Annotated in this window: 18 protein-coding genes; 7 read left to right on the top strand and 11 right to left on the bottom strand. The window is 59.9% G+C overall.

Annotated features, from left to right (window positions below; translation table 11 throughout):
* Positions 1-195: 195 nt before the first annotated feature.
* From MMB74_RS25220 to MMB74_RS25255, 8 genes are all read right to left on the bottom strand, one after another.
* Positions 196-984 carry a Fic family protein gene (locus MMB74_RS25220; RefSeq protein ID WP_277431391.1) on the bottom strand — a complete coding sequence of 263 codons (789 nt, stop codon included), beginning with the start codon at positions 982-984 and terminating at the stop codon, positions 196-198.
* 523 nt (positions 985-1,507) lie between these two features.
* A complete protein-coding gene (gene maiA / locus MMB74_RS25225; RefSeq protein ID WP_277431392.1) occupies positions 1,508-2,152 on the bottom strand; it encodes a maleylacetoacetate isomerase in 645 nt (214 codons plus the stop codon).
* Positions 2,153-2,167: 15 nt separating this feature from the next.
* Complete coding sequence (locus tag MMB74_RS25230; RefSeq protein ID WP_277431393.1) at positions 2,168-2,866, bottom strand: fumarylacetoacetate hydrolase family protein; 699 nt, start codon at positions 2,864-2,866, stop codon at positions 2,168-2,170.
* Between the two features lie 79 nt (positions 2,867-2,945).
* Complete coding sequence (gene gtdA / locus MMB74_RS25235) at positions 2,946-3,992, bottom strand: gentisate 1,2-dioxygenase (RefSeq protein ID WP_277431394.1); 1,047 nt, start codon at positions 3,990-3,992, stop codon at positions 2,946-2,948.
* A gap of 94 nt (positions 3,993-4,086) precedes the next feature.
* The gene (locus MMB74_RS25240) at positions 4,087-4,410 is read right to left on the bottom strand and encodes a non-heme iron oxygenase ferredoxin subunit (RefSeq protein ID WP_277431395.1); all 324 of its coding nucleotides are present in this window, start codon (positions 4,408-4,410) and stop codon (positions 4,087-4,089) included.
* An 8-nt stretch (positions 4,411-4,418) separates the two neighbouring features.
* Complete coding sequence (locus MMB74_RS25245; RefSeq protein ID WP_277431396.1) at positions 4,419-4,892, bottom strand: nuclear transport factor 2 family protein; 474 nt, start codon at positions 4,890-4,892, stop codon at positions 4,419-4,421.
* A gap of 1 nt (position 4,893) precedes the next feature.
* The gene (locus tag MMB74_RS25250; protein ID WP_277431397.1) at positions 4,894-6,150 is read right to left on the bottom strand and encodes an aromatic ring-hydroxylating dioxygenase subunit alpha; all 1,257 of its coding nucleotides are present in this window, start codon (positions 6,148-6,150) and stop codon (positions 4,894-4,896) included.
* A gap of 41 nt (positions 6,151-6,191) precedes the next feature.
* Positions 6,192-7,178 (bottom strand): 2Fe-2S iron-sulfur cluster-binding protein, encoded by a 987-nt coding sequence (locus MMB74_RS25255; RefSeq protein ID WP_277431398.1) that lies wholly within the window; start codon positions 7,176-7,178, stop codon positions 6,192-6,194.
* 132 nt (positions 7,179-7,310) lie between these two features.
* On the opposite strand from MMB74_RS25255, the gene MMB74_RS25260 reads away from it, so the two are divergent.
* From MMB74_RS25260 to MMB74_RS25270, 3 genes are all read left to right on the top strand, one after another.
* On the top strand, positions 7,311-8,213 hold the full coding sequence (locus tag MMB74_RS25260) for a LysR family transcriptional regulator (RefSeq protein ID WP_277431399.1): 903 nt from the start codon (positions 7,311-7,313) through the stop codon (positions 8,211-8,213).
* 168 nt (positions 8,214-8,381) lie between these two features.
* Positions 8,382-9,722 carry an aromatic acid/H+ symport family MFS transporter gene (locus tag MMB74_RS25265; protein ID WP_277431400.1) on the top strand — a complete coding sequence of 447 codons (1,341 nt, stop codon included), beginning with the start codon at positions 8,382-8,384 and terminating at the stop codon, positions 9,720-9,722.
* Between the two features lie 90 nt (positions 9,723-9,812).
* Entirely contained in the window at positions 9,813-10,946 is a 1,134-nt protein-coding gene (locus MMB74_RS25270) for a porin (protein ID WP_277431401.1), read from the top strand.
* Between the two features lie 46 nt (positions 10,947-10,992).
* On the opposite strand, the gene MMB74_RS25275 is transcribed toward MMB74_RS25270, so the two are convergent.
* Positions 10,993-11,598 carry a CGNR zinc finger domain-containing protein gene (locus tag MMB74_RS25275; RefSeq protein WP_277431402.1) on the bottom strand — a complete coding sequence of 202 codons (606 nt, stop codon included), beginning with the start codon at positions 11,596-11,598 and terminating at the stop codon, positions 10,993-10,995.
* Positions 11,599-11,681: 83 nt separating this feature from the next.
* Here MMB74_RS25275 and MMB74_RS25280 point away from each other — a divergent pair, with 83 nt between their 5' ends.
* The 3 genes from MMB74_RS25280 (at position 11,682) to MMB74_RS25290 (ending at position 16,340) form a co-directional block, all read left to right on the top strand.
* Positions 11,682-12,494 (top strand): alpha/beta hydrolase, encoded by an 813-nt coding sequence (locus MMB74_RS25280; protein WP_277431403.1) that lies wholly within the window; start codon positions 11,682-11,684, stop codon positions 12,492-12,494.
* Between the two features lie 558 nt (positions 12,495-13,052).
* Positions 13,053-13,763: a hypothetical protein gene (locus MMB74_RS25285; RefSeq protein WP_277431404.1), complete on the top strand. Its 711-nt coding sequence runs from the start codon at positions 13,053-13,055 to the stop codon at positions 13,761-13,763.
* A gap of 510 nt (positions 13,764-14,273) precedes the next feature.
* Positions 14,274-16,340 (top strand): hypothetical protein, encoded by a 2,067-nt coding sequence (locus MMB74_RS25290; protein ID WP_277431445.1) that lies wholly within the window; start codon positions 14,274-14,276, stop codon positions 16,338-16,340.
* 92 nt (positions 16,341-16,432) lie between these two features.
* Here MMB74_RS25290 and MMB74_RS25295 read toward each other — a convergent pair whose 3' ends face one another.
* Both MMB74_RS25295 and MMB74_RS25300 read right to left on the bottom strand, forming a co-directional pair.
* Positions 16,433-16,951 (bottom strand): helix-turn-helix domain-containing protein, encoded by a 519-nt coding sequence (locus tag MMB74_RS25295; protein ID WP_277431405.1) that lies wholly within the window; start codon positions 16,949-16,951, stop codon positions 16,433-16,435.
* Between the two features lie 224 nt (positions 16,952-17,175).
* Entirely contained in the window at positions 17,176-18,723 is a 1,548-nt protein-coding gene (locus MMB74_RS25300; protein WP_277431406.1) for an MFS transporter, read from the bottom strand.
* A 320-nt stretch (positions 18,724-19,043) separates the two neighbouring features.
* On the opposite strand from MMB74_RS25300, the gene MMB74_RS25305 reads away from it, so the two are divergent.
* Positions 19,044-20,252: an MFS transporter gene (locus MMB74_RS25305; protein WP_277431407.1), complete on the top strand. Its 1,209-nt coding sequence runs from the start codon at positions 19,044-19,046 to the stop codon at positions 20,250-20,252.
* Positions 20,253-20,267: the final 15 nt, after the last annotated feature.

The following is a 20,267-nucleotide window of genomic DNA, read 5'->3' on the forward strand; positions in this document are numbered from 1 at the left end:
GGCATGCATGGCCGGCTCCGTTGTCCCGCGTGGAACCGACCAGCATACCGAGGTTAAAACACGACATTTCTATCTAGCTAAAACACGACATTTGCATAAAGCCCTAACACCCAAAACGTTGATAATTGGGATTATGTCAAATCCAGAATGTGTATCCAACGGCCTGTGAAGCGCCCGTTGGCCATAGCGCCGTTCTCAAAGCGACGACGCTGGGCTGTCGGCTCCGTCAACCGGCCTCAGCCCCAACACCTCGAGATACACCGCAAGCGATCGCTGCACAGACGCAGCCACCAGCGCCGTAATCTCGCCGTAGTCACCGCTAACGCACGCAACGTCCAGCGCGTCGTAGTATGCCAGCCGATCTTCCTTACGGATAATCGCCGGCGGGTAACCGACCCTCATCAATTCGAAGTTCAGCAGCAGCCGTCCCGTTCGTCCGTTGCCATCGATAAACGGGTGAATCTTCACGAACCGCGTGTGCAGTTGCGCCGCCCGCGCGACCGGGTGCAGGTCGGCCGAATGACCGTACCAATCAATCAGCCCTGCCATTTCAGCCGCCACATGCATAAAGTCCGGGGGGGGCGTGCTTGTGCCCGCGATCACCACGTTCTCCTGCCGATACCGGCCTGCCTGTTCGGGATCGATACTCTTTAGGACGAGCGAGTGCAAATTCCGAATCTGCCACTCAGTTAGCGCCTCACGCTTTGCGACAATCTCCTCGACGTACAAGATGGCATCACGGTGATTCGTTGCCTCCAAGTGCTCGCGAAGAGACTTTCCGCCAACAGTAATACCCTCCAATACCACCTTGGTTTCTCGCAACGTCAACGTGTTGCCCTCGATCGCGTTCGAGTGATACGTCAACTCCAGCATCAGTTTCTCGCGCAGCGACGCAACCGTATGCGTCGGCAGCGGGCGTGCGGCGTCAAGCGTCGCCTTGTTAGCGTCGATCGCCGTCTGCAGCGCAGCGGTTTGATTCGACATTTCCTTCCCATCGGGATGTTAACTATGGCGAAACTATATACCCTCCAATGACCGAAGTCCGTCCGCCCCCTTCACGTCCCATGCGCGCCCTGCCCCAACCTCCCGTTCGAGATGCAAGTCTGGATACGCCGCCATCAGTGCTGGCCACGCGGCCCCGACGCTTTGTGCCAATTTGGTCGCCACGTTGTCGCGGGTGATGTCGGACATCGGCTCGACCCATAGCGGCTCCAGCGATGAAGGCGCTGATATCAACCAGCGCCGCGTGTGCGCCGCGCGGACGGATTGAAGCAGCATAGGGTCGATTTCAACGGGGAAGGCATGCCGGTTCCTCAAGACCGCCATATGCGCGGCGAGCGCTCAGCTTAAAGCCCTTAGCGAGGCGCCATGGTCCGTCCCGCGCGAAATCTTGGGGCTACAGGCGAATCATCGCGTTGCGTCTCTATCCCTTACCTCGTTCGATCGAACGACACTGCGCACGACCACGCCGGCATGGTGCCAACGCCCAGCTAAAACCTTGCTTCCGTCACGGCGCAACGTAGTCCGGCTGTAGTTTCGGCTGCGAAGCCGCAAACGCCGGATGCGCGCTCGCGTGCCGGTACACGGACAGGCTCAACGGATAAGCTTCCAGCTCGCATCCCATTCGCAACGCGTTCGCCATCTGCGGCACGAGAGCGCAATCCGCGAGTGTCGGTGCATCGCCGAAACACCAAGGCCTTTTCCCATGTTTCGCGAGAAGTCGCTCGACACAGGCCATCCCTTGCTCGATCCAGTGGTTGTACCAGGCGCGCTTTTGATCCGGTGTGACGCCCAATTCCGTCTCGAGGTATCGAAGGACGCGTAGGTTGTTGAGAGGATGAATGTCGCAGGAAATCAGATACGACAACTCGAGCACCCGCGCGCGAATCTCGCCGTCGAGCGGAATCAACCTGGGCTCGGGAAAGCGCTCGTCGAGCCAGTCGACGATCGCCAGCGATTGGCCCAAGCTGAAATCGCTGTCAACCAGCGCCGGTACCGCCGCCGACGGGTTGAGTCGCTCGACATACGACTCTATCCGATGCTCCCCGGTACGGATATTCACCGGTACGTAGCTGAACGGGACGCCTTTGAGCGCCAGAGCGATCCGCACTCGATAAGACGTCGAACTGTTGAAGAAGTTATAAAGTTGCATCGGCCGTTCTCGGTGTCACACGACCCGCACACGCAGTTCGCCAAGACGGTCGACGCCGACCGTCATGACATCGCCGTGCTTGACCGGGCCGACACCTTCCGGCGTGCCCGTATAGATCACGTCGCCCGGCTCCAAGCGGAAGAACTTCGACAAATCCGCAACCGTCTCGGCAACCGACCAGATGAGATGCGAAACATCGCTTTTCTGCTTGGTTTCGCCATTGACCGTCAACCAAATACCGCCCTGTTCGAAATGACCCACATCGCTCGCACGATGAATCGGCCCAATCGGCGCCGAGCGATCGAACGCTTTACCGATTTCCCATGGCCGACCCATTTCGCGCATCTTCATCTGCAAGTCACGGCGTGTCATGTCGAGGCCAACGGCGTAACCGAAAACATGCCCGAGCGCGTCACTCACCGGGATATCCGATCCCGCCTTCCCTATCACGGCGACCAACTCCGCCTCATAGTGATAGTTGGCTGTCTGGCCCGGATACGTCAATTCCAGCGTTTCATCGTATGCCACTGGTACGACGGCGTCAGCTGGTTTGCAGAAGAAAAACGGCGGCTCGCGGTCGGGATCGAATCCCATCTCGCGCGCGTGTGCCGCGTAGTTGCGGCCGACGCAATACACCCGCCGTACAGCCAACTGCGCATCGCTGCCGGCGACGGGAACTGCGATGGGCGCCTCGGGGGGGAACACATACGCCATAACGAGAACTCCTGTTTTTATGCCTTGAAATAAACATCGCGCAGAAACGCTCGAAGCATTGAAACGCTCTGCCGAAGAACTACTGGCGCGCCTCGCGCAGCAAGTTCAACGCTGCGAGCACCGGACGATCCGAGTAGCTGAACAACACGCAATCGCTGTTCGCTGTGAGGCTCACCGGCTGCCACGACGGAACGACGAACACATCGTGAGCTTCGAACTCGAAAGACTCCGTGCCGATTCGTGCCACGCCCGTCCCTTCCACGACGCAATAGACCGTCGCATCCGTGCTGCGATAGGTCTTGCCCACAAAACCCGCGGGGAGAAACTGCATGAAGGTCGCGATGGTGGGCATCGGCCAGCCGCCGGTCGTCGGATTGACGTAGCGCAGCTTTACGCCGTCCCAATCGTCCAACTCGCCGTTTCGATAGAGCACGTCGAGCGCCTCACGGCTGCGCTCATACGGGTAGCTGAAAACAGGCGACGACGGATTCGTGACTCGGTGCCGAACCGGCGCCATGTTGTGCCCGAATCGCGCGAAGCTGTCGCCTTCCGAGCGCAACACCGGCTGCGTCACCTCAGGATAGGTTTGCGCGAAACCCGCATCGAGAGTGCCGATCAGCGGGATATCGAGTCCGTCGAGCCAGACGACCGGCTCACCGCCGTCCTCGATGGCCGCGTTGCCGTGGTCGTGCCACGTCCAAGACGGCGTAATGATGAAGTCGCCCGGATGCATGGTCGTGCGCTCGCCGTCGACGGCGGTCCATGCACCGCGCCCCTCGACGATGAATCGCAACGCTGACTGCGTATGCCGGTGGCTCGGTGCGACTTCTCCCGGCAAGATCAGTTGCAACCCGGCATACAGAGTGGAGGTAATGCTGGATTTTCCCGCTAAGCCCGGGTTCTCCAGAACCAGCACGCGCCGGACCGCCTCCTGTGCGCTGATCAGCGAGCCCGCCTCCATCACGAGATCGCGAATCTCCGCGTATTTCCAGATCGCCGCGACCGCCTGGGGCCTGGGTTCCTTCGGTACGAGATTGTGCAGCGACTCCCATAGCGGCGAAAGCCGCCTGGTCTGAAGTTGCTTGTAGTATGCCGAGCGTTGCTCGCCCAGCGTAATAGCTGTCATGCGTGCCTCCCTCTTATGATCGATCGATTGTGGATCGCGGCGCGCAGGAGCACCGTCGGCGAACAAGCCCCGCACGGTGCGCTCCGAGCGTCGTTCAATCACCTGCGTGGAGTTCGACGAAGACATAACCGCCTTCGATCTTCACGGGATAGGTGCGAATGTCGGTAGTGAGCGGTTCGCACATCGCCTTGCCTGAGCGCACATCGAATTTCCCTTGATGCAACGGGCATTCGATTTCGTGCCCATCGAGAAAGCCGTCGCACAATCGTGCGTGACCGTGCGTGCACAGGTTGTCGGTCGCGAACACTGCGCCGTTGACGCCGTAGATCGCCAACTCCCGGCCGGCGGCGCTCACCGCCGTCACGTCGTCTTTCGGCACGGCCGATAGCTCGACCACTTTGATCCATTGCGTTGCCATCACACACCTCAAATCGGATAAATGATCGAATTCGCGATCATTTCGCTGTCGAACACACAAATTCGCGATTCAAACTTAAGCCCGTCGGGCGTAGAACGAATCGTGTCTAGATATCGCCCGGCGTTGAACACCGTCGTCAGCTCATCCGGCTTCGTCCTGAACACCGCGTAGTTGGCCTCGGCCTCGATACGCCCACCATCGACGCGCAGAATCCGCGGCGCGCCCACCACATGACGCTGGTAGTACGGGTCGTGGAAGATCGTCTCCGTCATGCCGTAAACACGATCCTTCAACATCCCCTTGCTCTCGAATGCGAGCGTCGCGAGCGGTAAACCGCGGTCGAAGTTCTCACGAGGCTGAATCTTGTAGCTGCATGCATCCGTAAAGAACTCCGGCCACTTGTCCCATTCGTTGTTGTCCACGACGGACGCATAGTCGGCGTAGAGCGCAAGCACCTGCTGATACGATTCGAAATCCAGCATGTCAAACCTCCATCACTTGGCGCCAGTATCGATACATCCCGCGAATCAACGTTTCGGTCACCATGTGATCGGTATTTTCGACTTCGCGTCCGCCAAGCTCGGCGACGGTTCGATGAAACGGCTTCTGTTCGAAACCTTCCTGCGAGAACTCGATGACCTCGCCGTCATCTGCCGAAACGAAACCGGCAGGCCCGAAGAGATTCGCCTGACGCAAGCGTCGACGCGTCATCTCTTCGCAGTCTTCTTCGAATCCGAAATGCGTCCACACGAAATCGAACGATCCATGTCCATTCGGTTGGATATGGCGTGTCGAGACGGAATTGACTTGCTGCTGAATGATCACGCTCGGGAACAGCGTCATCATGACCGCCGTAGGCGCGCCCCACCACGGTTCGTGCACCACATCGAGAAAACGATTGTCGTTGAGCGTCATCTGGTCCTTGAAGCTCGACACGCCGCTCGTGACCTCGCCCTTGCCGCCGGCCCCACGTGTCGAAATCATCGCGGCGTGGCGGAAAAGCTCATCCATTTTCAGTTCGGATTTGTTGTCCGCCCGCCAAAGACCGAACGTGACGAACCACGTGTGAAGCAGTCCCGGGTGATAGGGATCCTTGATGTTTTCTTGCATCAATTTCCAATTGCCGGGGATACGCTGGCGGTTGTATCCGAGGATCTTCAACTCGCGACCATCGAACACGCGGTCGAAGTATTCGAGGATCGTAGGGCCCAGGAAGCGCTCGAGCGACGGGAGGTCATGGTCGAACGACGCGAAGATCACACCATTGCGTCGAGCCACGTTCAGCTTCGTCAAGCCGTGCGCTTTCGGATCGAAATCCGCCGGCATGCCACCATTGACTTTGCCATCGGCCTTCACCCCTCGGCGAAATGGAACACCGACCAGGTTCCCCTTCAGGTCGTAATTCCATTGATGGTACGGGCAAGTGAAATCCTTGCGATTGCCGAACTTCTCCCGGCAGAAACGCACGCCGCGATGGGCGCAGACATTCTCCACGACGGCAACGTCGCCATCGGCCGTCCGCGTCACGATGACCGACCGTTCGCCGACCACGGTCCGCTTGAAATCGCCCGGATTCGGGATCTCGGCATCGAGGCCGACATAACACCAATGGCCCGAGTAAAAGAAGCGCTCGAGCTCGCGCCGATACGTATCGGCGTCGGTGTAAGCCCAGAATGGAACCCGGCTCGATCCGCCGTCCTTCCAACTCGGCCGCACAAATGCAACGGGGGCCTCGCTCATAATGTGTCTCCTACTTAGAAATGAATCGCGATCGGCCAATGTCACACGCCGCTTGCGTAAAATGCGTCCGCGTAAACGTGCTCTGCCCGAATGCCCTTCTGCCGCAGCAAGATCGAGGCGGCCTCGACCATCACCGGTGCGCCCGCGACATAAGCTCTCCAGCCTTTTAAACTGCCCCAGTCGCTGTTGACCGCTTCCGTCACGACACCGGAGCGGTAGGCGCTTTGCACGTTCGACGATGTCACCACCACGTGGGCCGTCAGATTCGGCAGCCGCTCCTTCAACTCGTCTAGCCAGCACACGCCGTAGATGTCATGCGGCGACTTGACGCCGAAATACACGTGCACCGGATTGGCCATGCCGTGCTCCGCCATCCCGCGAAGGATCGACAAGATCGGCGCGAGGCCGGTACCACCCGCGATGCAGATAAGCGAGTCAGACGTCTTTCGCCGCAGGTACGCCGTGCCGAGCGGTCCGCTCAACCGCACCGGATCGCCCTGCTTTAGTTCCGTGGAGACGTAAGACGTCACGCGCCCGCCGGGAACGACGCGAATGTGGAACTCGACTTCCTCGGCGTTGGCGGTAACCGCCATCGAATACGGTCGAATGTGATGCGGCGTGAACTGCAGCGAGGCGTACTGCCCGGGTGAGAATTCGAACGGTTTCGACAACGCCAGACGAACGCGCTTGATGTCGTGCGTGAGGTCCTCGATGCCGACCACGGTCGTCTTCATGATCTTCGATGGATGGACGACGACTTCATCGACTTCGGGGATTTCGATCACGCAGTCTTCGATCAGTGTCGCCTGACAGGCCAGAACCGACTGCCCGTTGGCCGCAGGCTGATTCGTATCGGACGCGCCGGTCATGAGCACGTTGCCTGACACGATGCGGCAACGGCACGTGCCACAACGCCCAGCCAGGCAACTGTATGAAACCGGGATCTGATGCGTGCGCAGCGCCTCGAGGAGGTTGTCGCCCGAACGCACGTCCAGCGTTCGTTGCAGTGGCAGGATCGAAACTTCCATGGGACCAGCATCTCCGGGTGGTTCAACTTATGCCCGCATGATGCCGTTCGCCATTCCATTGATAAATAGAAATCCGTTGATATTCGATATCACCGCAAGTGATAATGGTTCGCATATCGGAGGAGACGTAGCGTGGAACTTCAAGAAATCGATCTCAACTTGCTCGTGGTGTTCAACGAACTGCTTCGGCAACGGCGCGTTTCGTCCGTCGCCGCAACGCTTGGCATTTCCCAGCCAGCGATCAGCAATGCACTGAACCGTCTGAGGAAGGCGCTTGGGGATGAGCTGTTCCTGAGAACGTCGAAGGGCATGGTGCCGACGCCATTTGCCGAGACGCTCGCGGAACCGATCGGCTATGCACTGGGCGCGATCCATAGCACATTGAACGTCACGTCCCATTTCGACCCTGCATCGAGTACGCGCGCGTTCTCGATCGCCATGACCGACATCGGCGAGATTTACTTCTTGCCCGACCTTATGAAGCGGTTGGCAAAGGTTGCCCCCGGCGTCTCGATCAGCACCGTGCGCAATCAATCCGACACGCTGCGCGAAGACATGGAACGCGGCAACGTCGACCTTGCCATCGGCTTTTTACCCGACCTCAAGACAGGCTTCTTCCAGCGGCGTCTGTTCAGACAAAAGTATGTTTGCCTCTTCAGGAAAGGACACCCTCTTGCCAAAACCGGCATGACGATGAAGGCGTTTCTGCACTCGGAGCATGTATCGATCATTGCGGAAGGGACCGGGCATAGCATGGTCGATTCCGCGATTCAACGCGCCGGGATTCAGCGCAACGTTCATCTACGTGTGCCGCACTTCGTGGCGGTCGGTCACATTCTGCAGACGACCGACTTGATTGCCGTCGTACCGGAGGCCTATGCGACGCGCACGCTCGCGCCGTTCGACCTCGTCAGCGCGCCGTGTCCGATCAAGATTCCGGATATCGCGATCAACGTGTTATGGCATGCGAGGAATCACCGAGAGCCGGGCAATCAATGGATCCGGCAACTCGTGTTCGACGAATTCTCGATCTAGCGTCGTTGGACACGAACCCGACGCATCGAAACCAGCCGTAGGGCTTGGGCTCCAGACCAAAATAACTGTCGTGAATAACACGCATTCATGTGCCGGCGTAGACGCGCCCATATGAAATCGGCAACCTTCGCGACACAACAAAGAGCACACATAGTCTGGAGACGAAACATGCAATCTTCCCAAAGTACACTCGAAATCCGCAGTTGGCTGGATAACCAGCGCATATCCCTCTTTCAATGGCGCGTCTTGCTGCTTTGCTTCGCCTGCGTGGCAGTCGATGGCTTCGATACGGCGTGCGTCGGCTTCATTGCACCAGCGCTCAGTCAAGAATGGCGCCTGTCCCCTTCCGTTCTCGGCGCCCTATTCGGCTCGGGGCTCATCGGGCTGATGGTCGGCGCGTTATTTTTCGGCCCGCTCGCCGATCGCATCGGCCGCCGCGCGACGCTCATCGCGACGGTCGCCTTCTTTGGGGCGACCAGCTTAGTGACGGCCTACGCACCCAACATCGAACTGCTCGTCGCATTGCGCTTCGTCACCGGTCTAGGGTTGGGAGGCGCGATGCCAAACGCCATCGCATTGACCTCCGAATATTGCCCGGAGCGCAAGAAGTCGCTCCTCACAACCGTGATGTTCTGCGGATTCACCTTGGGGTCGGGCCTGGGCGGGGTGGCGGCATCGCAGTTGCTGCCGACGTACGGCTGGCGTAGCGTCCTGATTCTCGGCGGCGTCCTACCGCTCATGCTGGTCCCAGTCATGCTGGCCGCCATGCCCGAGTCGGTCCGCTACCTCGTGCTTGGAAACGACGATCACCGCGCGAAGATCGCAACCCTCTTGCGGAAAATCGCACCGCTCACGGTTCCCGATAACACGCGATTCACCTTGCAGGAGGCGCCAAAGAGCGGCTCGCCGGTGCGCCAACTTTTCACGCACGAATACCGGTCGGGCACGCTGCTGCTCTGGGTGGTGTTCTTCATGAGTTTGCTCGTCGTGTATCTGCTGACGAATTGGCTGCCGACGCTGATCCATCGTTCAGGCATGCCGCTCGTTCTCGCCTCCAAAGTAGCGGTGATGTATCAGATCGGCGGAACGATCGGCGCGCTGCTCATCGGACGGTTGATGGATAAGATCAGTCCGACCGCCGTTCTCGCTACTACCTACGCCTTCGGAGGGCTCTTTCTGATCGCCACCGGCATAGCGACCGGCGCGTTGCTGGCGACCGCGGTCATGGGTGTCGGCTTCTGCATCAGCGGCTCTCAGATAGGCGCGAACGCCTACGTTGCCCGCTACTATCCCACCGCCAGCCGCGTGACGGGGATCAGTTGGGCGCTTGGCATCGGCCGCCTCGGATCCGTTGTGGGCGCACTCGTTGGAGGGGCGCTGCTCTCGGCCAACATCACCTTCCCGATCTTGTTTTCGATCGTCGCCGTGCCGGCGGTCATTGCCTCCGTCGCAATCTTCGCGTGTGGCCGAAAGAGCCCAGCGATCGAAACGAAACCCGCAATTGCTTGATGGCCCCCTTGCCCGGACGGGAACGCGTAACCCGTCCGCGATCGATGCATCGAATCAATTAAATACGACCTCCTAGCGGAGCGGAGACACATGAAACTATCGACATGGATGATCGGTGGACTCGGCATGCTCAGCGTGTCGGCGTTCGCCCAAAGCAGCGTGACGTTGTACGGCGTGATCGACACGGGTATCGAATACGTATCGCATGCGAACGCGGCCGGTGGAAACTTGATACGCATGCCGGGTATAACGGGCGAGTTACCTTCCCGATGGGGCCTCAAAGGCGCCGAGGATCTCGGCGGCGGACTGAAGACCGTGTTTCAGCTCGAAAATGGCTTCAATCCGAGGGCTGGAGATATGGGTCAGGGCGGCCGGCTGTTCGGCCGCCAAGCGTGGGTCGGCCTGCAAGGACCATGGGGGCAAGTATCCTTTGGGCGGCAATACTCGATGACGTTCTGGGGCCTTGCGGACTCCGATATCCTGGGTCCTGACATTTACGGCAGTGCATCGCTCGACGCTTATATTCCGAACGCGCGCAGCGACAATACGATTGCGTACATGGGCGCCTTTCACGGGCTAACGCTCGGCGCAACGTACTCGCTCGGCAGGGATTCCACGGGGACAGGCAATTCGCCCGGCCAAGGAACGTGCGCCGGTCAGGTAGCGGGGCATTTCACGCAATGCCGCCAGTGGAGTGCGATGGTGAAGTACGACGCATCGGTATTCGGCGTTTCCGCGGCGTACGACGAGCAACGCGGCGGCACCGGCGCCGCCGCCAATTTCTTCAACGGTCTCGCCCCATTCGGATTGACCAACGAGGGAGACAAGGACGTTCGCATGCTAGCGAGCGGGTACGCGAAGCTCGGCCATGTGAAGCTCGGCGCTGGCTGGCTGGGACGTCATGTCGAAATCGTATCGCCGGCAGTCCCCGATGTGCGCTCCAATCTTTTCTTCGTCGGTGCGTCGTATCTGATCACACCAGCAGCTCTGATCGATGGCGAAGTGTTCAGAATCGTCAATAGCGAGCAGGACACACGCGCGACCATGACGACGCTGCGCGGCACGTACTTCCTGTCGAAAGAAACGGCCGTCTACCTTCAAGGCTCGTATTTATGGAACAGCGCGAGAGCGCATTACAGCTTGAGCTCGGGCGGTGGTGGCACGACACCCGCAGCCGGCGCGGGCCAGTTGGGCTTGATGGCGGGCATCCGGCATTTGTTTTGACCTGGACCGGCGCAGCACGCTGCGCCGTGGCCTGACCCACACGCGATCATCGATCGCGAAACGCTTGTACCTTCGCGCGATTGCCGCAAGTGCGCATATCGCACCAACGCCGCCCAGCGCCGCGGCCACGATCGACGAAGAACCAAGTGCACCGTCCGCACTGGCGAACCCTGCCCAAATCGTCACTGCGCATCAGGTGTTCGAAAGCGAGCGCGACTGCATCGACCCAGCGCCACGCCGTCTGCCCGTCGGGCCGCCATATGAAGCGGCCCTCGAATGCAGCTAACGTGCTGCGGCCGATCGCGTCGCGGATCGCCACAGCAAGCGAGTCCATCGCTCGCCCATCGCCCCTTCCGCTCGTCACATCTAGGATCGCCTCATACGCGACTTCGCGAAACCGACGCAGCGCAATCAGTTCGTCCGCGCCGTCCAGCCCCGGGTGCTGACGAAAACGCTTCAGATCATCCGGAGCTAGCAGCCCCGCAGCGGCAGCCCAAGCGTGCATGTCCCGCCATTGCATGAGCTTCTCCTCCACGCGCGTCTTGCCCTTGTCTGCCACCGTGTTGAGAAAGTCCAGCGCGGGGTGACCACCGACGAAGTCTGCGTCGCCCCATGGATGTTCATGAGATGGATGTTCAGTCGAAGTAACCATTAATTTCTATTTGACGGTTGCGTGACGGCGATAGCTACCGTAACCTATTATACGTCATTAACAGGTTACGAAGGAGTGCGATGATGCTAGAACTCCCAAACCGTTTCATCTTCGATGGCCACCGGATCGCATGGGGCAAGCTGGGCGACGGCCCGCCCATCGTGCTGGTGCATGGCACACCGTTTGCGTCGCAGGTGTGGCGCCGGATCGCGCCGTGGCTCGCGCGCAAGCACTGCGTGTTCTTCTACGATCTGCTCGGCTACGGCCAATCCGACATGCCGGACGCGGACGTGTCGCTGGGCATCCAAAATAAGCTCTTCGGCGCGATGCTGCGCGAATGGGGCATCGAGCGGCCGCGGGTGCTCGCACACGATTATGGCGGTGCGACCGTGCTGCGGGCGCATTTTCTCGATGGCATCGCGTACGCCGATCTGACGCTCGTCAATCCCGTCGCAATCACGCCCCAAGGTTCGCCGTTCGTGCGGCATGTGGCGCAGCACGAAGCGGCGTTCGCTGGCCTACCCGCCTACGCGCATCACGCGCTCCTATCGGCTTATATCCGCAATGCCGCTGCTAGGCCTCTGGACGAGGAGGCGTTGGCCATCCATCGGTCGCCGTGGCTTACGGCGGCGGGCCAGGCGGCGTTCTATCGCCAGATCGCGCAGATGGACCAGCGCTACGTCGAGGAAGCCCAAGCACGTTACGCGCCACCGCCGTTCCCTGTCCGTATCGTCTGGGGTGAGGACGACGTCTGGATTCCGCTCGAGCAAGGGCAGGCACTCGCGGACCGAATCGCGCACGGCATGCTGATCAAAGTGCCGAGCGCCGGGCATCTCGTTCAGGAGGATGCCCCCGAGGCGATCGTCTGCGCAGTGCTCGGTGGAATTTGCCGTTGAGCGATTCAGCCGACGCATTCGAGGCGGTTTCGCGACCGGATCGGTCTTAGCGTCGTTCGGCTGGCAGGCGCGCGCATAGGCAATGCAGGAGCCTGCGATGCGCGAGCCAGTCGTGACGAGTTGCGTCACAGTCCGTCGGCTAGCGTCAATACGCGCGAATTGTCGAGCCAATCGCATCTCAGCAGCACACCCTACTGACCTCGCCTGGACATGGCTGTAGTACGCCTTGTTCGTTACCTACCACATCTGCTAGGTAGCGAAATGGAACTGCGTCGCCAATAATTGGCGTACCAATTGAATTAAAAAGACGCGAGGCCCTTGGACCGGGCCATTTAAAGTCGGCATTCGCAACGATAATGCGAGCCGCAGCGGCGCCGACAGACGCCATTATCGCTACTCGTAAATAAGTAAGCGCTAACCGGGGATATCGTCACTCCGGACGCTGGCCGCCTGTCGCTTAATGCGACGCTCAGGCCCCATAGCGTAAAAATTTGGCGATTGTATCGCCCGCTCGAACCTTCGAGCGGGCGAAATCACTGAACCACTCAGGAGGCCATCATGAGTTTACAGGATTGGAACAAAGGGCAATTGATTACGCTTAATCCGGGTGACACTGCCACTTGCCAGCAACTCAATTCTGGCCAGATATACGGCCTGATCTTCTACAACAGCGCGGGCAACGACGCGGGTGCCAACATCTCCGTAGTCTGGAGTCAGTCCCAACCGCCGGCTTCCGTCCATGTGCCCGGGACGACGGGCAACCAGGGCCTTGCATCCGTGCTATTCGTCAATGGCTCCGACACCACTACGGTATCGGCCGCCATGCTACAAAACCAGCCTGGTGCGCAAGTCCAAACCTATATCGCCAGCGTCAAGATGCCTGTCGACACCACGGGCATCAACAACCAAGCGTTGTCGGCCGACGGTCAACCGCACGCCTTCACCAAATTCACCCGCTACTACACGGTGCCAGCCTCGCATTGGTATCAAGCGCAAATCCAAAGCAACATCAACCAGTTCATCGCGATTCAGTTCGCGCAACAGTCCGCGATCGTCAACGTGGTCAATTCCTTGGTCGACCCGGGACTGCTCATCCAGGCCGTGGGCAGCGCCACGAGCCAAGTCACCAAAAACGTCGTTCCCTATCAAGCGTACTCATGGCCGCTGCAAGGCAACGGGCAACAACTCGTGTTCGTCAATGCGGATAGCGTGCAAAACTCGCAGAGCGCAAATATCTCTCTACAATCGCTGAGCGCTCTGTATTCGTGATGTCGGTTTGGACGGGTCGTACCTTCTCATCAGAATCCGCCCGAAGTAATCGATATCGATGATCCGGCCACCTCCCCGGTGTGGCCAGCCCCTCCCGTAGGCGTCGCGGCCCATCGGGAGGGGCGTTTTTGCTTGCACATCCATCTGTTCCCTGCAGAAGCCGGCAGCGGGTTTCGCATACACGAACCAATAGCCTTCACTGCAACCGGCAATACGACATTCTCTCACTTCATGCGTCACGCTTGCAATGAGCGTGATGGCCCCGACGCCCGAAATCGGCCGATAGCGCCAAAAACGAGAATTTGCGATTCTTTAAAAATAGCGGCACATCGCTTGCTCCGCCACGAGCGTCTATTTCCGCAAATCCCAACGCTCAACGAAAACACCCAAGCACGCTCCACGCCATCGTCAATCGGCATCCCCGAAATTCCATAACAAACGAACATGGAGGCATATGTGAAGAAATTCGTTTGGAATCGCGCTTTTTACATTTTCATTGGTCTCACGACACTGCTCGTCGCCTGCTCCGGCGGCGGCAACGACGATAGCGCGCAACCTAGCGGCGACGCCCTCGCCTTTCAAATGCAAGCGGGCGGCCAAACCAACGCGTTCTACCGTCAAGGCAATGTGGCCGCGCATTTACTCATGCGCTCATCCACCAAACCAAGGCTGCTGGTCGTGTTTCCCGCCGGTAACAGCGGCACGGGCCTGTGGTTCCAAGATACGGCTCAGCCCGTCGCCTGGACCCTCGACTCACCGATCGCTCCCAGCGTGAACCGCGACAACCAGGGCCGCGATCTCTATGGGATCTCGGCCAATGTTTCCGTGAATACCAATCAATTGACGTTGCGTGGCGCGCTACTCACCTCGGTGCGCTTCATGCGCGACTTCAACGGCGGCTATTCGGTCCCGCCCAACGTCCAGACCCAGCCGGTCGTGAACGGCAATACGATTCATTGGCAGCGCAATCGCGTCGACGGTGCGCCCGGCTACGCACTCGTGGTTCAGGTGATCAACGGCGGCACGGTCAGCACGAATGCGGCGGGCTCGCTCGTGTTCAATGCAGCGCATGGCGATAACGCCGTGCATTTGCGCGTTCTCGCGTGGACCGGCGAAAGACCGCTCACGCCGATCACGCACGTCAACCTGTTCAACAACACCGTCAACCCGGATACGCAAAGCCAGAACGTCGTCGAATTCCTGAGCTACCAGGACAAGCTCCTCGCAGGCTCTTGGCAGTATGACACCTACTTCGGCCGCGACACGCTCATCTCCGTGCGCATGCTAATGCCCGTCCTACAGCCCCCCGCCATCGAGGCTGGACTCACCGCCGTCTTGAGCCGGCTCTCGTCCGACGGGATCGTGGCGCATGAAGAAGGCATCGGCGAATTCGCCGTCATCGACAACGAGCGAAATGGGCGCGGCAACACGGCCACGCCCACCTACGACTATAAAATGATCGACGGCGATTACCTGCTCGCCCCAGTGATGGCGGCGTGGCTCATCGACGATGCACGCGGCGCGGCCCGGGCGGCCGCCTATCTTGCACAGACGGAAGAAGGCGGACAGACCAACGGCAGCCGATTCGTGACCAATCTGGTTCATGTTGCCAATACCGCGCGCGCATTTTCACAGCAAAGCGTCGCGTCGAACCTCATTCACCTACGCTCCGGCCAAATCGTCGGTAATTGGCGGGACAGCACTGACGGCCTCGGCGGCGGCGTGTACCCGTACGATGTCAACGCGATACTCGTTCCGGCCGCACTGCGGGCCGCGAGCCGTTTCCTCGACAGCGGCCTGCTCGATCCATACCTGAACAGCGAGCAGCGCACCGCGCTAGCGGACGCCGCACAGCAGGCATCGGTTTGGGAGTCCGCCGCGGCCGCATTGTTCCAAGTGTCGATTTCAGCCGCACAAGCCGCGACCGCCGTGCCAAGTTACGCCGCGCAGACCGGCGTCCCCGCGGGTACGCTGCCGAGCACGACGACATCGTTCTACGCGCTGTCCCTCGACGAGCAAGGCAATCCGATTCCAATCATGAACTCAGATGGCGGCTTCGCCCTCCTGTTCGGCACGCCATCGACCGACGTCCTCTCCCGGATCGTGACCGCCGCCGTGCAGCCGTTCCCGGTGGGTCTCGTCACCGATGCGGGGATGCTGATCGCCAATCCGGCCTACGCCAATTCTTCGTTATGGCCACGCTTCACCAACGCGGCGTATCACGGCACCGTGATCTGGTCTTGGCAGCAGGCGATGTGGGTGGCCGGCCTCGACCGGCAACTCGCGCGTCAGGATTTGCCCGCCGACATCAGAACGCTGCTCGCCAATGCGCGCTCGCGAATTTGGCAGGTGATTTCGAACGCCTCCGACATGCGTGCCTCGGAGATGTGGACGTGGTCATATGCCAACGGCGCCTATCAGGCCGAAGCGTTCGGCACGCACAGCGCCGACGCGACCGAAGCGAACGCCGCGCAGCTGTGGAGCACCACCTATCTGGCGATTACCGATCCGAACCTGCGGGCGGGAAGATACTGGTGGCAAACGCGAAACGGCCATGAGGGGGTTGCGGCTCGCTAGCGCTCGAGCGATCGTCGCGACAAGCCCTGGACTACCGCAATCGACGTTGAAACGGACCCGCCGCGCCGTGCGGGTCCTCATTGCGAAGCGCCCTATCGTTCCCCTTCGTTAGACGTCTCGTGGTCACGCACCGATGATGAAGGCGCCACATAAGGTGACCCAATCTCGTCGACCGGCACCACCGCCGTGTCGTCCGGGCCGATCAGCCGCCCGTCTTGCGAGCGCAGTTCCAAGCGCCTGACGGGCAATCCTTGCCGCTTGTCGATGAGGCGCAATGGGCAATCGTCCATTTCGAAAAAGTATTGTTCGCCCCATTGCCGAAGCGCGACCAGCAGCGGAAACAGCCCCTTGCCTTTTTCGGTCAGCACGTACTTTTGATAAGCGCTGCCCTCGGAGGCGGGGACCGTTTCGAGAATGCCGTGCTCGACCAAATTGCGCAGGCGTACCGTCAAGATGTTCTTCGCAAGCCCGAGGCTCTTCTGAAATTCGCCGAAACGCTCGAGCCCATTGAAAGCATCGCGAACGATCAACAAGGACCACCAATCGCCGATCGCGTCCAAGGGCCTCGCAATAGCGCAAGGCGCTTCCTTGTGACTCGTTCGCTTCACCATCACGCTTCTCCGGTCTCACACTCGATCGACTTGGCCTTCGCGCGAATCATGCTTGCATTTAAGCCGGATCGCCGGGCCTCGCGTGCGCCGCAACATCGCGAATCTCAATCGTGCGAAGCGGCGGCGCAAGTGGTCCCATTATAAAACTCGCTTTGCCGGGCGAGATATCGGTGACGACTGTGCGGACACGGGGCGTCAATGGTGCGTCTGCGGTGTCGCAGCAATCACGCGCGCGCCCCCTGCTCAGCCTTGCCCGGCGAGAAGATCAGGAAACTGATTGCGCCGAGCACCCAAACGCCCAGCCCGCCGTACAGCATCAACCAACTGAATCCTTGCACCAGCGCGGCATGCATGATAGCGCCGGATGGATCGGCTTGCCCGAGCACGGGGAAGTGCTCATGGAGCGATTCGATGCTGCCGCCGCCCGCAATGCGCTCGGCCAAAGTCTGTAAATCGGTTGCGCTCAGTGCATTGGGCAGCGCGTGACGCAAGTAGTCGACGATGCCGGCCACGAGGACGAACCCCATCACCGCGATATTGACGGCAAGACTGATCAACCGGCCGCTGATGTCCATTCCGGAGGCCATTCCGGCGCGGTTGGACGGCACGGAGCCCGTCGTCGTGTTCGTCGTCGGTGTGTTGGTCAAGCCCAGGCCAATACCCGCGATCAGCGAACCGGGCAGCATCGTCCATCCGCTCGCCATGGATACGGTGGCGCCAAAGCGCATCAAGATAAAGCCCAAGCCGATCGTAAACATCCCCAACGGAATGACGACGCCCGGTTGATGCCGGTGCGAGAGCCGCTCGGCGATAGGCGGGACGACGAGCGTCGGCAACGTATAGGCGAGCAACGAAAGCCCTGCGGTAACGACGTCGTAATGAAGCCCGGTCTGATAAAAAATGGGCAGGAAGATAATGAACGGCCAAAAGCTGAAATTCATGCCCACCGAGCCCATGATCGCACCGGAAAACCTTCTGATCCTAAACACGGAGAAATCGAACATTGGATGCGGATTCATTTGCTCCACCCACACGAAGACGATGAAGCTGACGAGCGTAGCGGCAATGATGCAAAGCGCCGCGCGGCTCGTGAAGCCGATTTCGGAACCTTGCGTGATGTAGTACGTGAGGCCCAATACCGCCAGCGAAAGCGTCGCCATACCGACGAGATCGAGTTTTTTCGCCTCCGGATCGCTCGACTCCTCCACGCTGCCGAGCGAAAGCAGCAAGGTCACCACGCCGATCGGCACGTGAACCAGAAAGACCCACTGCCAGCCCGATAACGCGGCGATGCCACCGCCGATCATCGGCCCGAAGCCCAAGCCGAAACCAAGGAAAATGCCCCAAATGCCGAACGCTTTGACGCGCTCGGGGCCCTCTTTGAACTGGCTGGAGAGAATCGCGATGACGCAAATAAGCATGGCACCGCCGCCCATGCCTTGAACGAAACGGGCGGCAATCAAGAGTGGCGCGCTATGCGTCAGGCCGCAAATCAACGAGGCGGCGGCGAACACCGACAAGCTGATGACGAATAGCAATTTTCTGCCATACCTGTCCGCAAGCGTGCCGGCTGCCATCAGTACCGTGGTGCAGGCGATCGTGTAGGCATTCATGATCCATTGCAGATCTTTGAAACTCGCATGCAGTGTCTGCTCGAGCGTCGCCAGAATCACGGGCACGCTCGAAATCTCCAAGGCAAACATCAGTTGCGCGAGGCATATCGCCGCCAAGGCAACGGTGTTTTTATAGGAGCGCGTATAGGAAATATCCATGGGCTGTTTTCTCGATTCGATGTTCGAAGGGCCGGTCGCGGCGTCCACCGGGGCGTGTCTTTTCGCATAATGGTTTCAAGATAAAACCATGTGAATGGTAGTTTATGCGGTATTAAGTTGCAACCAGAAATCAAGGGGGGGTTGGCCTGACGATGGTTGCCAGGGAGCGTTGCTGCAGGGGGTTGGAAGCAAAAGGTGCCGGGGGGGCCGGTCGAAGCGCCTACTGCGAGGCTTGCTGGGGGCGCACGACGGCGCCGCGCGGCGCGCTACCGCGCTACCGCTCTACAATACCGAGCCTCGTTCGTCGCGCCCCTCGGCACATGAAAAACACGGTTCTCGAAATTCCGTCCTTTCGCTATTTCCTTTTCAGCCGCATCGCGACGACGATGTCCAATCAAATGCTGATGGTGATCGTCGGCTGGCAGATGTACGACGTCACCCATAGCGCTTTCGATCTAGGCATGGTCGGCTTGGCGCAATTCGTCCCGGCGCTTGCACTGTGCCTGGTCGTCGGGCAGGTCGCGGATCGATACGATCGCCGCTATATCCTCATGGGATGCCAGTTCGTGCAAGGCGGCGCGGCCTTGTTGCTGACGGTGGGCACGCTGTATGGATGGCTCGGGCGCGAAGTGCTTCTACTTGCATCGCTTGCGTTGGGTGCAGCAAGGGCCTTCCAATTGCCAACGCAGCAAGCGCTGCTGCCTACCCTCGTTCCGCTCGCATCGTTTCCGCAAAGTTTGGCCATCAGTTCGGCCGCATCGCAGCTCGCCACGATTCTAGGCCCGGCGGTGGGGGGTTTCATTTACGTAGCCGGGGCGGCCGTCGTCTATGCAACGTGCGCGGCGCTGTCCGTATTCGCCGCCGTCATGCTCTATTTGATTCACTACGACCATGTGCGCCCCGCCCGCGAGCCCGTTACTTTGCACAGCTTGCTAGCGGGCATTCGCTTCATCTGGCAACGAGAGCAGATCTTGGGCGCGATCTCGCTCGATTTGCTCGCCGTGTTGTTCGGGGGCGCCACGGCGCTGCTGCCGATCTTCGCCCGTGATGTTTTGCATGTCGGCTCGTGGGGCCTTGGATTGTTGAGATCGGCGCCGGCGGGCGGCGCGTTGGCGGTTTCGCTTTATCTCACGCGAAATCCGATCGAACGCCGCGCGGGGAAAACGATGCTCGGATGCGTGGCGCTGTATGGGCTAGCCACCTTGCTCTTCGCGCTGTCCCGTTCGTTCTCGTTGTCGCTTGCGGCGCTCGCGCTAACGGGCGCGTTCGATATGGTCAGCGTGGTGGTGCGGCAATCGTTGGTTCAGCTCGATACGCCAAACGACATGCGCGGCCGCGTCAGTGCCGTCAATTCGATCTTCATCGGCGCATCGAATCAGCTCGGCGAATTCGAATCGGGAATCACCGCTAGTTGGTTCGGCGCCGTGCCGTCGGTTTTGATCGGGGGCGCCGGGACGATCTTGATCGTTGCGCTCTGGACGAAGGTATTTCCGTCGCTGGCGCAGCGGGAACGATTGACAGGTTCCTAGACGAAACGAAACGAA

Source organism: Trinickia sp. Y13 (genome assembly GCF_029522115.1).
In the GTDB taxonomy this organism is placed as follows: Bacteria; Pseudomonadota; Gammaproteobacteria; order Burkholderiales; family Burkholderiaceae; genus Trinickia.